The sequence below is a fragment of the Aquimarina litoralis genome, from assembly GCF_039523995.1.
GTDB lineage: Bacteria > Bacteroidota > Bacteroidia > Flavobacteriales > Flavobacteriaceae > Aquimarina > Aquimarina litoralis.
In genome coordinates, this window is the sequence record NZ_BAAAGE010000010.1 from 1 (window position 1) to 14937 (window position 14937).

Here is a 14937-nt window from a genome sequence, read left to right on the forward strand (position 1 = left end):
ATTGGTTCTTGTATATTTATGAAGGCGCAATGCTTGCAGAATGGAAAAGTTAGCAACCAATGCGCAGAAAAGTTGAAAAGCAAGGTAACATTTTGCTCTGCTACGACACATATATTAAACGTTGTACGCAAGCTGAAAAATGGAAACCCAAAAGGACGAAAAATACTGGACAGATTACACGGAATTCTTAAATGAAGTGGAAAAATTGATTGAATTAAGTCCTTCTGATTTACTGTCGAGATATAAAATTCTAATTGAGGAATTGAATGACGCTGACGAAGATTACTATTTGGAATGGAAATATGAATTGGATTATGACTTATGGACAAGAAAAAAGATTCAGAAAGTCATTGAATATAAACCGATTGAGAAAAATATTCTTTTAAAAGAGTTTAAAGAACAAATCGAAATAATGGACTCGGAATTGAAAAAGCATATTCTGAATTCAGATCAAACAGATTGGTGGAATAATCCTGAACTTAAATTTAAACGGAAATAAAAGCCGGCGTACAACACTATATATGTGCCATAGCAGCAAAGTGATTGATCAAATGGTTCCCGCATATTTGGTAAGACGCAATGCTTGCAGAATGAAAAGTTAACAACCAATGCGAAGAAAAATCAAAAAGCAAGGTAACATTTTGCCCTGCTACGACACATATATAAAACGTTGTGCGTCATTCCTTAACTCAAAAAAATAATGAGTCGAAAAAAATGGACATCTGAAAAAATATTCACTCGACTGCTGAATAATAAAACTCAACAAACCTTTTGGGACAATATATCTGAATTAAGGAAAAGACCGAATAAAGAAGTTTATAATAAAGCATTTAAACTTGCTAAATCTGAAAGTGAAAAGGAAAAAATCATTGGAATTTATGTATTGGCTCAATTAGGTTTTGACCCAAGATATCAACAGGACAAAACAGTAGATTTATACTTTAAATTATTAGAAAATGAAAAGTCACCTAAAGTCATATCGGCAATTTTATCTTCGATAAGTCATAATAACGAGAATTTAAATAAGAAACAGATTTCAAAATTAATAGAATTCAAAACTCACAAGTTTGTGAATGTTAGGTTTGAATTAGCGCTTGCACTTTCTTGTTTAGAAAATGAAGATGCAATAAAAACTTTAATTGATTTGTCTAATGATAAAGATTCTGACACTAGAAATTGGGCAACTTTTGGAATTGGAACACAACTTGACAACGATTCGAAAGAAATCAGAACTGCTTTGTGGGATAGAGTTACAGACAAAGATAAAATTACACGATTTGAAGCAATTTCAGGATTAGCAAAGAGGAAGGACAAAAAAGTAAAAGACATTTTAAAAACCGAACTTGAAAGAATTGACGAAAATGGCTCGCTGATTTTAGAATCTATTGAATTATTCAATGATAAAGATTTCATACCATTATTAGAAAAGAAAATTATTGAGAATAAAGAATCAAAAAGAGTTAACGAAGATTGGCTTTCAGAAACATTAAATAAATTGAACAAAAAATAAAAACGAACGCACAACAGTTTGTATAGTTCATTTGCTCCCTTCGGGAAGCAAACGCACCATACAAGAGACGTTAGCAAACATCCTAAATGAAAAAAGAAGTTATACTGATATTTGCACTAATTGTTCTAATAATTCAAAGTTGTTCTAACAAAACAGAAATAAATTTGAAGTCTCGAAATGAGCTAAAAACAACTACTGTAGATACAACTAAATATGGATTTAGTGGATTTAATAGTGGGGTAACACTTGGACTATTATCGAATAATAATTTTTTTTATAGAGTTGAGCTATGGTCGTGTTTTGGAGGAGGTGAAGAAAAATACGTATTTGGAAAATTCCAAAAACTCAATAATAAAATAACTCTTTACCCAGAAAAGATAAAAACATTAGAATATTTGGATGACATGGATCTTTTGGATGAAAATGAAGAACCCTTAAATATAGAAAATCCTGAAATAAAAGAATACTCTTATGAAATGGATTCTACTAAAATAAAAACCGAATATTTAACTATTACTATAGGTTATAAATGTTACCTGTTATCGGAGGAAAAAAAAGATGAATATTTTTCAAAAGAATCGAAATATAATGATTTCGAAGAATTAGCAAGTGAGCTTAAAAATGAAGATAAGATATATGGTCAATATTTATCTCGAGAAACTCAAGATTCTGTGGAATTTGATTTAAAACAAATTCCTGAAAAATGGCGGAAACTGTTTGAATAAAACATTTGCTAACACGATATATGTGGTCATGGCTTAGATTTGGGGTTAATCGAATGGTTCTTGTATATTTAGGATGGCGCAGAGATTTTAAAGTTGAATTAAAGTATAAAATCTGCGCACAAATGTCGATGGTTTAGTAACATTTTGCCGCGCCACGACACATATATTAAACGTTGTAGCCAATATGAACGAAATGAGAAAATTGACTTTAATCTTAATAATAGGATTACTTTCCTTTAATATTCAAGGGCAAGAAAAACGGAAAATTCCTGACAAGTTCCCAACTGAATTTCATAGTAGCTTCACTTTTCCACTAGGCTCTAAAATAATGCTTGAACTTAAAGAGAGAAAAGACGGAAAGTATGAGTATCGTGTACTGAGTGTGGACAAGATAGAAGGTTACTATTCCTTTGAATCGGGCGAAAATCTATTTGAACTCAAGCCTAACGAGAATACGGTTGAAATTTTGTTTATGGGAGCATTTTATAACGAGGGTAAAGAAGATAAGGACTGGAAAACTCTATTAATGATGAGAAATAATTTAAAGACGCCAATAAATTATAAAGCCGACATCAAATATTACTTTAAAGAGGAATTTGAAAATACAAGTATTGTTGGTGCCTTTCCAAATGTAAAAACAAATGAAATCTGGGCTCATAAAATTGACTTTATCACGCTTTATGATTTTGTGGATTTAAAAATGGAATAAAAAATACTTGCTACAACAATATATATGTGATCATAGCAACTAAGTAACTAATCGAATGGTTCTTGTATTTTTGGTAAGGCGCAATGCTTGCAGAAAGGTATAGTTAGCAACCACTGCGCAGAAAAATCAAAAAACAGGGTAACAATTTGATCTGCTACGACACATATATTAAACGTTGTAGGTAATGGTCAATATTGTTCTTAAATAAAAAAAATTATATTTGCTTAATGTCTACTAGGATAGAAAATATAAACTCTGATTTAATAAACTGGGCTATTACCCGGGCAGGGAATGAATTGGATGAATTCTATCTAGATAATCCTTCTGTTGCTGAGTGGGTAGCGGGAACGAAAAAACCCACAATCAAACAGTTAGAAAACTTTACACATAAAGTACATGTCCCTTTTGGATATATGTTTCTAAATGAACCTCCTCAAGAAGAAATTCCAATTCCATTCTTTAGAACTGGAAGTTCTCAAAGAGAAGCAGTTTCTTTAAACGTTTATCACACAATCCAAATTATAAAAGAAAGGCAAAACTGGTTAACAAATTATCTTCAAGAAAGCGAATACCCAGACTTAGAATTTGTTGGAAAATACACTGTAGAATCGGATTATAAAGAAGTTGTAAATGATATTCGAAATACTTTAAACCTGACAGTAAATTGGGCTAGTAAACTTGGTACTTGGGAACAAGCATTAGATCATCTGACATTACAAATCGAAGAAATTGGAGTAATTGTAAACTTTAATGGAATAGTTGGAAATAATACTAGAAGAAAAATTCCAGTTGACGAATGCAGAGGATTTGTATTAGTGAATAACAAAAGTCCATTTCTTTTTATTAATTCAGCTGATGCAAAGGCTGCTCAAATGTTTACATTAATTCACGAACTTGCTCATATCTGGTTAGGAGAAAGTGCAGGTTTTGATAATAAACAAATGCTACCAGCAGATGATCCTATCGAGAAATTCTGTGATAAAGTTGCCGCTGAATTCTTAGTTCCAGAAATATTTTTAAAAGAAAAATGGAATAGTACTCAAAATATCAAATACCTTAGTAGAGTTTTTAAAGTTAGTCCTATTGTAATAGCCAGACGAGCTCTTGACTTAGGATTAATGTCAAGAACATCTTTCTTTCAATTCTACAACGATTATATCTCTGAATTTCAAAATAAAAAGGATAATCAAAGTTCTGGAGGGAATTTTTATGCGACTGCAAAAAAAAGAATAAGTCTGCGATTTGCAAGCTATGTAAATAGTGCAGTAAAAGAGAATAACCTTCTTTATCGAGATGCATATCGATTGACAAGCTTGAAAGGAAATACTTATGAGAAATTTATCAATGAATACTTATATCAAGCATGAGTAAATTCATTGTAGATTCCAACTTTTTTATCCAAGCCCATCGCTCAATTTATCCACTAGACGTAGTTCAAAGTTTTTGGGTGAAAATTGCAGATTTAGCATCTAATGGAACCATAATAAGTATTGATAAGGTTAAAAAAGAAATCTTTGATAATGCATCTCATCAAGATCAATTAAAGATTTGGTGCGGAGATAACCTTCCAAATGATTTTTTTATAAATACCGATTTAGTACTTAATAATTATATCTCTATTGTGACTTGGGTAAATTCCAGTCATTTTACCGAACGTGCTCGACAAGAGTTTCTTGCAACTGATTTAGCCGATCCTTGGTTAGTTGCTTTTGCTATGAGTAATGGATGGACAATAGTTACTTATGAAAAAAGCGAACCTAATAGAAGAAATCGAATTAAAATCCCTGAGGTTTGTAATCAATTTAATGTTAGATATATAAATACCATTGAAATGTTTAGGGAATTGAATGAAAACTTTTAAAAAACACTACCTACAACAATTTGTATAATGCATATGCGTCCTTCGGGACGCAAACGCACCATACAAGGAACGTTACCACACATTTGAAGAAACCAATGAAATTTGAATTAAACAACGAACAAAGAAAATATTTAGGTCTTGAAATAGTTCCTGAAAATTGGATTAAACTTCAAATAACTGAACAAGTATTTATTTATTTTGACGGAAATACGATTAAAAAAAAGATAAGTGTTACAGACAATTTATATTGGGAAATCCAACTTAATGAAGAGACCGAAAATCGAACAATGCTTTTACCAAAAACGAGTCGTGGAAAGGCAAAAAAACTGAATTACTCATCATTAGATTCCAGAAATGGAATTGGAGTGTATTTCAATTTCGATGTTAGCGGAATTACAATAGGTAATTACACAACTGAACAAACTTACTACTCTACCTTTTTTGAAAATATCAAATTCAATAGTATTAATGACTTACCTATTTGGCTTGAGAGTTTTATAAGTAAAACAACACAGCAAGATTTTAAAGACTTGGAAGAGTTCGCTAATAAAAAAAGAAAAAGAATAAAACTAAAAGAAGGTGATTTCTTTACCTTCAAAGTTGACAGAAGAAACTATGGTTTTGGTCGCTTAATTGCAGATATCAGAAAAATAAGAAAAGAACCAAATTTTAAAGAAAAGAAAAATTATGGTTTAGCTCAATTAATGACACAACCTTTGGTTATAAAAGTCTATCACATTATTGAGAACTCAAAAAAAGTAGAATTAGAAAAACTTAAGTCTTTAAAGAGTTTACCATCGCAGTATATAATGGACAATGCTCTTTTTTATGGAGATTATGAAGTTATTGGAAACTTACCCCTTGAGGATTGGGAAATTGAATTTCCAATTTCTTATGCGCGTAGTATCTCTCATATAGATATTAAAACAGTTTACCTGCAATATGGTCGAATTTATAAAGAGACTAATAGAGATAAGTTTTATAAATACATTGAAATTCCAAATCCAGAATCAAAAAATGATTGGGATAGTTTAAAATTCAATCCATACAGAAACGAATCAATTGGGGCTGGTCTTAATTTTAATAAATCGACTTTAGAAAAAGTCATTGTTAAAAACTCAAACGAACCATATTGGAATGACAAAATATATCAACGTAAAGATGATTTGAGAAATCCAAAAAACAAGTTAATCAAAAAAGAAATTTTTGAATTTTTCGGACTAAATTCTGAAAAGTCATATTCTGAAAACATGAAGCAATAAAACGTGTGGTAACAAGGTGTATAAAACATAGCTAATAAGTGCTTAATCGAAAGGTTTGTGTATATTTAGAAAGTTCGCCAAATTTTTAATTTGGCTTTTAAAAAGAGAAAAATTAAAAACAAAATATAAAAATTCGGCACTGTGTTAATTTGAAAGTTCGTGTCTTTTTGCACGCTACGTTCCATACACAAGTCCGTTGGCAACAATTATAATTAAATGAGAAACTTTCTAATTTTATTAATGCTTTTTACTTTCAACATAATGGTTTCGCAAGAAACAATTGGAATTAAGGAAACATATATTGACAATAATTTAATTTACAAAAGTGTTAATAACAAACTCTTTACTGGAATTGCTCAAAAAAAACGAAAAAATGGACATTTAGTTTATGAAGAGGAATACAAAAACGGAATTATCCTGTCGAGTAATTTATACTACAACGGAAAAGAAAAAAGAGTATCAAATAAGATAATATACAACCCAAATAAACCATTAGTTCTTTTAAAAGAGCATAAGTATAATCTAGAAGGTGAAGTTTTTGAAACCATAACTTATAATGATGACGGAATAAAAATTCTTGTGGAACAGTTTGAAAGGGAAAAACTGACTTATAGCTGTCAATATTTAGGGAAAAAGAAAAATGGAATTGAATACTGCCTAAATAAAAACGGAGCCAAAACTCAAATAGAATATAGAAACGGAAAAAAAGTAAAATAACTGTTGCCAACACGATATATGTGATCATAGCAGCAAAGTGATCAATCGATTGGTTGTTGTATTTTTGGTAAGGCGCAATGCTTACAAAATGGAAAAGTTAGCAACCAATGCGCAGAAAAACCGAAAAGCAAGGTAACATTTTGCTCTGCTACGACACATATATTAAACGTTGTAAACAATAGTTCAGAAGCTGATTAGTAGTACGAAAGCAGAACGATAAAAAAATAAAAAAGCTGAATTCAATGATCATTATTAGTTTGCAAAAGTCAGTTACTGATCATTAGAAAAAGTGATTTTTGCATTCGGTTATTGACGAATCGAAAGAACTGGATCTTGATGATCACTTTTTTGGAATATTTGGTGGAAATGGTTCTGGAATATTATCAAAGTCTGTAATTAATGAAATGATAAAAATGGCTACGCTTTATCTTGACGATTCTCAGTTCGGTGTACTACGCTGTAGACGCCATTTTTCTTGGCTTAGTAACATCAGACAAACAAAAAAATACTGTTTACAACAAGATATATGTGCCATAGCAGCAAAGTGATCAATCGAATGGTTATTGTATATTTATGAAGGCGCAGTGCTTGCAAAAAGTAAAAGTTAGCAATCAATGCGCAGAAAAATCGAAAATCAGGGTAACATTTTGCCCTGCTACGACACATATATTAAACGTTGTAAACAATAGTTCAGAAGGTGATTAGCAGTACGAAAGTAGAAATCTGAAAAAATAAAAAAGCAGAATTCAATGGTCAGTTTTAATTTGCAAAAGTCGGATACTGATCATTAGAAAAAGTGATTTTTGCATTTGGCTATTGACGAATTCAAAGACCTGGATGTTGATGATCACTTTTTTGGAATATTTGGTAAAAATGGTTCTGGAATTTTATCAAAGTCAGTGATTAATTAAATGATAAAAATGGCTACGCTTTATCTTGACGATTCTCAGTACTGTGTACTGCGTTGTAGACGCCATTTTTATAGGCATTTTAACATCAGCTGAATAAAAAAATACTGTTTACAACAACATATATGTGCCATAGCAGCTAAATGATCAATCGAAAGGTTGTTGTATTTTTGGTAAGGCGCAATGCTTGCAGAGTGGAAAAGTTAACAAGCAATGCGCAGAAAAACCAGACAGCAGGGTAACATTTTGCCCCGCTACGACACATATATTAAACGTTGTAAGCAACCAAAAGAAACATTCAATTAAATGACAAACGAAACCTTATTAATTCCTAATAAATCAGATATTGAAAGGGATTCAATAGCCTATAGCTGGAAAAATAATGGTGGTGAAGTTTTACGTATTGGAAAGTTTTGGGAACGACCTAATGTTGATTCCGAAAAAAGATTAACCATATACGGAATTGATACTTTTAGCCTTGTCTTAGCTCAAGTACTGGGATTAGAATTAATTGAGCCAAAAGATGAATTAATTAGTAAACTAGACTTTAATTGGATTAAGCGCAAAATCAAAATTGTAGCAATTCAGGAAATTAAAAACTCTCTTTTCCCAATCTTTATTAAACCTGTTAAACCTAAAACATTCAAATCGAGTGTTTATAATGATTTTAATAGTTTTACTAAAGAAACGAAAGGAATTGAACAAAATGAGCAAATCATAACGTCAAATATAATCAAGATAGAAAGTGAAATTCGAGCGTTTATATTGGACAATAAAATCCTCGATATGGCAATTTATGAAGGGAATTCTAATTTAGAATCAGCAAGAGAATTTCTAACTGACTTTTTGCAAAACCATTCAATTGATTTACCTGAATCTTATGTTATTGATTTAGGATTTAATCGGAAAGATAAATGGTTTGTAATTGAATTTAATTCAAGTTGGGGTGCTGGACTGAACTCTTGTGATCCAAATAAAGTTATTAACGGAATTAGAGCGGCAACAATTAATAAGTAAAAAAGGCGGCTTACAACAACATATATGTGTCATAGCAGCAAAGTGATCAATCGAAAAGTCTGTGTATTTTTGGGATGGCGCAATGCTTGCAAAAAGTAAAAATTAGCAATCAATGCGCAGAAATATCGAAAATCAAGGTAACATTTTGCCCTGCTACGACACATATATAAAACGTTGTATAACATATACCAAAACATAATCAATTACCCAAAATGGAAATTAATTATGAATGATAAAATATTCAAAATATCTATTCTATTTTTAATTTTAATAATATACAATTCTTGTTCTCAAACCCCTAAAGAAAGTTATGAGAAATTAAAAGCTATTAAAATACAAGGATTGATTATCGCTACCAAAAGTGGAAAAGGCGGCTATTCTTTACTTGTAACTGAACAAAAAGATACATTTCAAATTTGGAATACTTTCGTGCAAAATGCGCACGTTTCATTTTTTGTTGGTGATTCCATTTTTAAGAGTAAAGGAGAAATGATTTATAACGTTAAAAGAAATGACTCTTTTTATACTTTTGATGCAAGTGGTGCAGTATTTAACTATTAACTTGACAAACAAAAATCTAAAAAAGAACGTTATACAACAATATATATGTGCCATAGCAGCTAAGTGATTAATCGCATGGTTCTTGTGTTTTAGGTAAGTCGCAATGCTTGCAGTAAGGAAAAGTTAGCAATCAATGCGCAAGAAAAATCAAAAAGCAAGGTAACAATTTGCCCTGCTACGACACATATATTAAACGTTGTACACCATTTGACAAACCAATGAAAATTATTTTTTGCGATAGCGTAATTGACAATAAAATAGTCGAACCTGACTATCAATCGGAATTCGATTCTGCAAAAGAAAATGGATTTGAAACACACGTTTTCAGTTTTGAAGAATTAATGGACGGAAATATAACTACAGCACTAAAATTTATTAAAAATTCTGACACAAAAGAATTTGGAATTTATCGTGGTTGGATGATGACGCCAAACGTTTACCAACAATTCTACAATGGACTTTTAAAGAAAAATATACAGTTAATCAACAATCCAACTGAATTTAAACATTGTCATTATTTGCCAAACTCATACGACAAAATTGCTGGAGAAACACCAAAGTCAAATTGGACAAAAGACTTATCGGAGACTAAAATCATTGAATTAACCAATGAATTTGGAGAAAAGCCAATAATTGTAAAAGATTTCGTGAAATCAGAAAAACACAACTGGAATGATGCTTGTTTTATTCCAAACGCTTCTGACAAAACTAAAGTGGGAAAAATTGTCGACAGGTTTTTGGAATTACGAGGCGAATATCTGAATGAGGGAATTGTATTTCGTGAATTTGAGGAATTGGAATTTCTGACTGACCACTCTAAAAGTGGAATGCCATTAACAAAAGAATTTAGAATCGTATTCTTAAATAAGAATGTAGTTCAAATTTATAATTATTGGGACGAAGGAAATTATGACTCTGAAAAACCAGATATTGATTTCTTTAAAAATATTGCAAAAAATATAGAAAGTAACTTCTTCACAATGGACGTTGCAAAAAAGAAAAATGGAGGTTGGATAATAATGGAATTAGGAGACGGACAAGTTGCTGGACTTCCTGACAATGCGAATAGAAACGAATATTACGAACAAATAAAAAAAGGTGTACAACAATGGCTATAAGTAATTGCTTGTTCTCGACTACTTCTGAAAATCCTCGCGGATTTTCAATTTGGTGTGTACTTGCAAAGTTAAGTGCTATACCACGCAACTACTCATAGCCGAGACCGTTGCCCACAATTTGAATAACATTTACCTAATTGAAAACAACTATTTACTCATTTTGATTTCCCAAAATAACTATAAGATTTTACTTTTGAGTAAAATATCTGACTATGAATAAATTAATACTTTCTATTACTCTCTTCATTCCATTTATTTTACTCGGACAAAACTTGACATTCAAAATTGACAGCATTCTATCTCATAAAATGACTGAACTGAACGCTGAAAAAGTTGGATTTACACGAAAATCCTGCACTGGTTTTGGAGTTAATTCTGAAGGATATATTTTTTGGAAAAAGGACTCAATTGTTAAACTGCAAAAAATTGACTTTACTGAATATCCAAAAGAAGAACTAATAACTTATCGGCCAATTGAATTAAAAACTGACTTCTTCTTTACTTTACTAGAGGGAAAGAGGTATGTCCTCCAAAAAGAAAAGGAATTAAAGCGTTTTCAAGTTCAAGTAGATGATGTGCAAGAGCTTGATACAGTTTCAACTGGATATATTAGAACGTCTCATTCTTGCTATCGAAATATTTATATCAAATCCAAGAAATTTAATTACTCAAAGCAGTTTGATTATTTTAATCTTGCTAAATCATTAGGTCATTCAAAAACGGAAATAAATATTAACTATGAATTTAATAAGAAGCTAAAAATAGTCGAATCAGACAGTTTGATAAACAAGGAACTCGAACAAATTAAATCTAAAAATAAATTTATCATTGTTGACTGAATCAAAAACTATGGGCAACACGATATATGATGTCATAGCAGTAAAGTGATCAATCGATTGGTTGTTGTATTTTTACAAAGGCGCAATGCTTGCAGAATGGAAAAGTTCGCAACCAATGCGCAAAAAGATCGAAAAGCAAGGTAACATTTTGCCCTGCTACGACACATATATTAAACGTTGTGCCACATTAAACTTATTGGAATGAAAAAAACATTACTTGTATTCTTTTTATCAATTTTCTCCTTCAACTTAAGTTCTTACAAACCATTTGACAACGAAAATAACCAACTGATTGGTATCTGGGTCTATTCGAACTATTCAAATGGAACAAGAAAATATGTTAAATCCAAAAGTTTCAAAAAAGACACAAGAGGAATTGAGTTTAAGAAAGACGGCATAATAATACAACGGAAAAACACTAATTGGTGTGCAACTCAACCATATACTCCTATGTATAGAGATTGTAACGGAAATTGGGAATTTAAAACAAAATCAATATTTACTATTAAACTTGGTGAGTGCGGAAGAGGCCTAGCCGAAAGCGAATGGAAAATTATAAAGCTGACCAATGAAAGTTTGGAAATTAAAAGCATTAATTGAGAATTAAAAAATCAAAAACGAGGCACAACATGATATATGTGCCATAGCAGCAAAGTGATCAATCGATTGGTTTGTGTATATTTATGAAAGCGCAATGATTGCAAAAAGGAAAAGTTAGCAACCAATGCGCAGAAAAACCGAAAAGCAGGGTAACATTTTGCCCTGCTACGACACATATATTAAACGTTATCCGTGCATTTTAGAAATCTGAAAAGCAAAACGAAAGCAACGAACGGTTAACCACACCATGACTTGAGTAAGTTTGTGATGGTTAGTGTCAAATCGAAGAAAAAGCGATAAGAAAAACCAAAATTGAGGAAGATTACGGAGCAGTAACCTGATAAAAAATCGCTTTTTTGGCTGATCAGCTTCTGACGAAAAAAAGTTCAGGTTCATTTGGTAAGGTCTGTCTCCTGCTATATGATTGCAAGGTGATCGCAAGAAAAAAAAATAAAATTGACGGAGTAATTGCGCAAGTAATATCACCTTGCTTGGCTAGTCTAGTAAGGTTAGTGACTGAAAAAAGAACGCACGATAACAACATATATGTGATCATAGCAGTTAGGTGATCAATCGAAAGGTTGTTGTATTTTTGGTAAAGCGCAATGCTTGCAGAAAGTAAAAGTTAGCAACCACCGCGAAAAAAAACCGAAAAACAAGATAACATTTTGCTCTGCTACAACACATATATAAAACGTTGTGGTGCATCCTGAATCATATTGATATTAAGCTTGATTAATTTCTTTACCTGAAAAAAAAATGTAAAAAGATTGAAAATTGAGTAATTTTGACGGAAATTCATTAAGGTTAAGGATTATTATTTGACTTTAATCAAAGCTTAAAAAATAAACGAATAGTTAAGGTGTTATGAGTAACGCTATACAAGAAAATTGGGTAATCATAAATTATGACTTAGGACTAAAGGGAGACTATGAGTCACTATATAGTTTCCTAGACAATAAAGACGCTGTTGACTGTGGAAATTCAAGTGGAGCCTTTGAATTTAATTTTATTGGTGGTTCAGAATTAAGTCATGAAGACAAAATAGAACAGGTTAAAACCGAAATAGAATCTCATGTTTCTCTTAGTAAAGGAGATAGAGTATATATTATAGTTCACGATAAAAATGGTCAACCTAGAGGAACTTTTATATTCGGACATAGGCAAAGACCTATCTGGGAAGGATATGGAACTAAAACAGAAGATGATGATCCACCGCCATTCTAATGCAAAAGTATAGTTTAATTGACTCAGGATATTGGTTTGGACTTCTTGATAAAAAAGATCCATTCCATCAAACTGCAAGAGTAATAGCAGACTTGATTAAAGACCACAAAATAATAGTTCCATATCCATCTATGTATGAAGTCTTAAATTCAAAGTTCATTAAGGATAAACAAAGACTTATTCAATTTGAGGAAATAATGAGTTCTGATAAAATTGAGTTTATATTTGATGAAGATTATAGAGAAAATGCTTTAAATAACACGTATTCTATTCATCGTAATCCTGTTCCCAAGATATCATTAGTTGACTCTATTATAAGAGAGATGATAAAGGATATAAATATTAAAATCGATTTTGTTGTTACATTCAATGAAAAAGACTTTAAGGATATTTGTGATATGAGAAATGTGGAAATAATAACTGAATAAAACGACACCACAACAATTTGTATAGTGCATATGCTCCCTGCGGGAAGCAAACGCACCATACAAGAGACGTTATATGGCATTAGAAAAACCTTGAAATTTATGGTTAAACTTCTTATTGATACTTGTGTTTGGTTGGACATTTCCAAAACAACTAAGGGAGAAAAAGTATTAGACCTTTTATGTGAATTTCTTGAAAGAGAGGAAGTCACTTTAATTCTTCCAGAAATTGTCATACAAGAATTTGATAGAAATAAAGACCGTGTAATTGTTGATGCTGGAAAAAGCCTTTCAAGTCATTTTAATAAAGTAAAAGAAATGGTTGTTGCACACGGAGATCAAGATTTAAAGGATAGTGTTTTATCACAACTAAATGACATAAATCACAAAATCCCATCTTTAGGAGAAAATGCTTTTAACTCAATTCAAAGAATTGAGGAACTATTTGAAAAATCGGAAAAACTAACCTTAACTGACGAAATTAAATTGAGAGCAACTCAACGTGCAATTGACAAAAAAGCACCTTTTCATTTGTCGAAAAACAGCATTGGAGACGCGATAATAATTGAGACATTTTCCGATTATAAAGCTCGAAATCAAGCTCAAGAATTTAAATTGATATTTATAACTCATAATAAAAATGACTTTAGCCTAAAAAATGGAAATCAGAAGTTGCCACACGAGGACTTAGAAGAAATTTTCGACTCTCCAAAGACACAATATTTCATAAACCTTCCTGAAGCTTTAAACTCGATAAATAGTGAATTAGTAGAAGATATCGAATTTGAAAATGATTGGGATTTTGAACCAAGGAGTTTTAGTGAAATTATGGAAGTTGAAAGAGAACTTGAACAAAAAATTTGGTACAACAGACATCAAATAAGAGTTCAAATGATTGAAGAAGGCAAAATAAAGTTAATAGAACGAGAGGATTTTGAAATTAAAACTGCAAATAGAACAATTGTTAAAGACATTTGGGAAGGAGCTTTAGAATCAGCCAAAAAGGTGGAAGAAAAATATGGAATTGAGAATTTATACTGGGACGATTTTGAATGGGGAATGATTAATGGAAAATTATCTGCATTAAGATGGACTATTGGAGATGATTGGGATAATTTGGATACTTAAAATTGAAAATAACGCCATATAACACGGTGTATAAAACATAGCTAATAAGTGCTAAATTGAAAGGTTTGTGCGTATTTGCAAAGACCGCCAAATTTTTAAATTTGGCTTTTAATATTGATAAGTTAAAAACAAAACATAAAAATTCGGCTCTGTGTTAATCCGAAAAGTAGTGCCTTTTTAAACGCTACGTTTCATACACAAACCGTTGGCAACCATTAGAAAATTAAATTGGAAAAGAACGAATACATTGAATTTGAATTTAAAAACGAAGATAGATTTAAGGACTTCCTTAAAGTCTTCAAGTTAATTTCAAACTCAAAGAAAAGTGAG

At 31.2% G+C, this 14937-nt stretch carries 18 protein-coding genes; all 18 read left to right on the forward strand.

The window, feature by feature from the left end; genetic code table 11:
* A partial coding sequence (locus ABD077_RS24840) for a hypothetical protein (protein ID WP_343914900.1) occupies positions 1–195 on the forward strand: 195 nt, incomplete at its 5' end.
* Positions 140–499 carry a hypothetical protein gene (locus ABD077_RS24845; protein WP_343914901.1) on the forward strand — a complete coding sequence of 120 codons (360 nt, stop codon included), beginning with the start codon at positions 140–142 and terminating at the stop codon, positions 497–499. The genes ABD077_RS24840 and ABD077_RS24845, both read left to right, overlap by 56 nt.
* A gap of 201 nt (positions 500–700) precedes the next feature.
* Positions 701–1510 carry a hypothetical protein gene (locus ABD077_RS24850; RefSeq protein WP_343914902.1) on the forward strand — a complete coding sequence of 270 codons (810 nt, stop codon included), beginning with the start codon at positions 701–703 and terminating at the stop codon, positions 1508–1510.
* 86 nt (positions 1511–1596) lie between these two features.
* Positions 1597–2235, forward strand: a complete 639-nt coding sequence (locus ABD077_RS24855) for a hypothetical protein (RefSeq protein WP_343914903.1) — start codon at positions 1597–1599, stop codon at positions 2233–2235.
* Positions 2236–2428: 193 nt separating this feature from the next.
* A complete protein-coding gene (locus ABD077_RS24860; RefSeq protein WP_343914904.1) occupies positions 2429–2944 on the forward strand; it encodes a hypothetical protein in 516 nt (171 codons plus the stop codon).
* A gap of 227 nt (positions 2945–3171) precedes the next feature.
* Positions 3172–4311 (forward strand): ImmA/IrrE family metallo-endopeptidase, encoded by a 1140-nt coding sequence (locus ABD077_RS24865; protein WP_343914905.1) that lies wholly within the window; start codon positions 3172–3174, stop codon positions 4309–4311.
* Positions 4308–4805, forward strand: a complete 498-nt coding sequence (locus tag ABD077_RS24870; RefSeq protein WP_343914906.1) for a DUF4411 family protein — start codon at positions 4308–4310, stop codon at positions 4803–4805. The genes ABD077_RS24865 and ABD077_RS24870 overlap by 4 nt, the downstream gene beginning before the upstream one ends.
* 95 nt (positions 4806–4900) lie before the next feature.
* A complete protein-coding gene (locus ABD077_RS24875; RefSeq protein ID WP_343914907.1) occupies positions 4901–6067 on the forward strand; it encodes an immunity 26/phosphotriesterase HocA family protein in 1167 nt (388 codons plus the stop codon).
* 216 nt (positions 6068–6283) lie between these two features.
* Entirely contained in the window at positions 6284–6784 is a 501-nt protein-coding gene (locus ABD077_RS24880; protein WP_343914908.1) for a hypothetical protein, read from the forward strand.
* Positions 6785–7080: 296 nt separating this feature from the next.
* A complete protein-coding gene (locus ABD077_RS24885) occupies positions 7081–7332 on the forward strand; it encodes a hypothetical protein (protein WP_343914910.1) in 252 nt (83 codons plus the stop codon).
* 666 nt (positions 7333–7998) lie between these two features.
* Complete coding sequence (locus ABD077_RS24890; RefSeq protein ID WP_343914911.1) at positions 7999–8709, forward strand: ATP-grasp domain-containing protein; 711 nt, start codon at positions 7999–8001, stop codon at positions 8707–8709.
* Positions 8710–8934: 225 nt separating this feature from the next.
* On the forward strand, positions 8935–9270 hold the full coding sequence (locus ABD077_RS24895) for a hypothetical protein (RefSeq protein ID WP_343914912.1): 336 nt from the start codon (positions 8935–8937) through the stop codon (positions 9268–9270).
* 218 nt (positions 9271–9488) lie between these two features.
* Positions 9489–10388, forward strand: a complete 900-nt coding sequence (locus ABD077_RS24900; RefSeq protein ID WP_343914913.1) for an ATP-grasp domain-containing protein — start codon at positions 9489–9491, stop codon at positions 10386–10388.
* Between the two features lie 212 nt (positions 10389–10600).
* Positions 10601–11227, forward strand: a complete 627-nt coding sequence (locus ABD077_RS24905; RefSeq protein WP_343914914.1) for a hypothetical protein — start codon at positions 10601–10603, stop codon at positions 11225–11227.
* 201 nt (positions 11228–11428) lie between these two features.
* On the forward strand, positions 11429–11827 hold the full coding sequence (locus ABD077_RS24910) for a hypothetical protein (RefSeq protein ID WP_343914915.1): 399 nt from the start codon (positions 11429–11431) through the stop codon (positions 11825–11827).
* An 867-nt stretch (positions 11828–12694) separates the two neighbouring features.
* Complete coding sequence (locus ABD077_RS24915; protein WP_343914916.1) at positions 12695–13054, forward strand: hypothetical protein; 360 nt, start codon at positions 12695–12697, stop codon at positions 13052–13054.
* Positions 13054–13482 carry a hypothetical protein gene (locus ABD077_RS24920; RefSeq protein ID WP_343914917.1) on the forward strand — a complete coding sequence of 143 codons (429 nt, stop codon included), beginning with the start codon at positions 13054–13056 and terminating at the stop codon, positions 13480–13482. Before ABD077_RS24915 ends, ABD077_RS24920 begins: the two co-directional genes overlap by 1 nt.
* Positions 13483–13581: 99 nt before the next feature.
* A complete protein-coding gene (locus tag ABD077_RS24925) occupies positions 13582–14607 on the forward strand; it encodes a PIN domain-containing protein (protein ID WP_343914918.1) in 1026 nt (341 codons plus the stop codon).
* The last annotated feature ends 330 nt before the right edge of the window (positions 14608–14937 follow it).

Bases quoted from the DNA above. Each gene is read 5' to 3' on its own strand.
- ABD077_RS24845 (WP_343914901.1), top strand. From the start codon at position 140: ATGGAAACCCAAAAGGACGAAAAATACTGGACAGATTACACGGAATTC.
- ABD077_RS24850 (WP_343914902.1), top strand. From the start codon at position 701: ATGAGTCGAAAAAAATGGACATCTGAAAAAATATTCACTCGACTGCTG.
- ABD077_RS24855 (WP_343914903.1), top strand. From the start codon at position 1,597: ATGAAAAAAGAAGTTATACTGATATTTGCACTAATTGTTCTAATAATT.
- ABD077_RS24860 (WP_343914904.1), top strand. From the start codon at position 2,429: ATGAGAAAATTGACTTTAATCTTAATAATAGGATTACTTTCCTTTAAT.
- ABD077_RS24865 (WP_343914905.1), top strand. From the start codon at position 3,172: ATGTCTACTAGGATAGAAAATATAAACTCTGATTTAATAAACTGGGCT.
- ABD077_RS24870 (WP_343914906.1), top strand. From the start codon at position 4,308: ATGAGTAAATTCATTGTAGATTCCAACTTTTTTATCCAAGCCCATCGC.
- ABD077_RS24875 (WP_343914907.1), top strand. From the start codon at position 4,901: ATGAAATTTGAATTAAACAACGAACAAAGAAAATATTTAGGTCTTGAA.
- ABD077_RS24880 (WP_343914908.1), top strand. From the start codon at position 6,284: ATGAGAAACTTTCTAATTTTATTAATGCTTTTTACTTTCAACATAATG.
- ABD077_RS24890 (WP_343914911.1), top strand. From the start codon at position 7,999: ATGACAAACGAAACCTTATTAATTCCTAATAAATCAGATATTGAAAGG.
- ABD077_RS24895 (WP_343914912.1), top strand. From the start codon at position 8,935: ATGAATGATAAAATATTCAAAATATCTATTCTATTTTTAATTTTAATA.
- ABD077_RS24900 (WP_343914913.1), top strand. From the start codon at position 9,489: ATGAAAATTATTTTTTGCGATAGCGTAATTGACAATAAAATAGTCGAA.
- ABD077_RS24905 (WP_343914914.1), top strand. From the start codon at position 10,601: ATGAATAAATTAATACTTTCTATTACTCTCTTCATTCCATTTATTTTA.
- ABD077_RS24910 (WP_343914915.1), top strand. From the start codon at position 11,429: ATGAAAAAAACATTACTTGTATTCTTTTTATCAATTTTCTCCTTCAAC.
- ABD077_RS24915 (WP_343914916.1), top strand. From the start codon at position 12,695: ATGAGTAACGCTATACAAGAAAATTGGGTAATCATAAATTATGACTTA.
- ABD077_RS24920 (WP_343914917.1), top strand. From the start codon at position 13,054: ATGCAAAAGTATAGTTTAATTGACTCAGGATATTGGTTTGGACTTCTT.
- ABD077_RS24925 (WP_343914918.1), top strand. From the start codon at position 13,582: ATGGTTAAACTTCTTATTGATACTTGTGTTTGGTTGGACATTTCCAAA.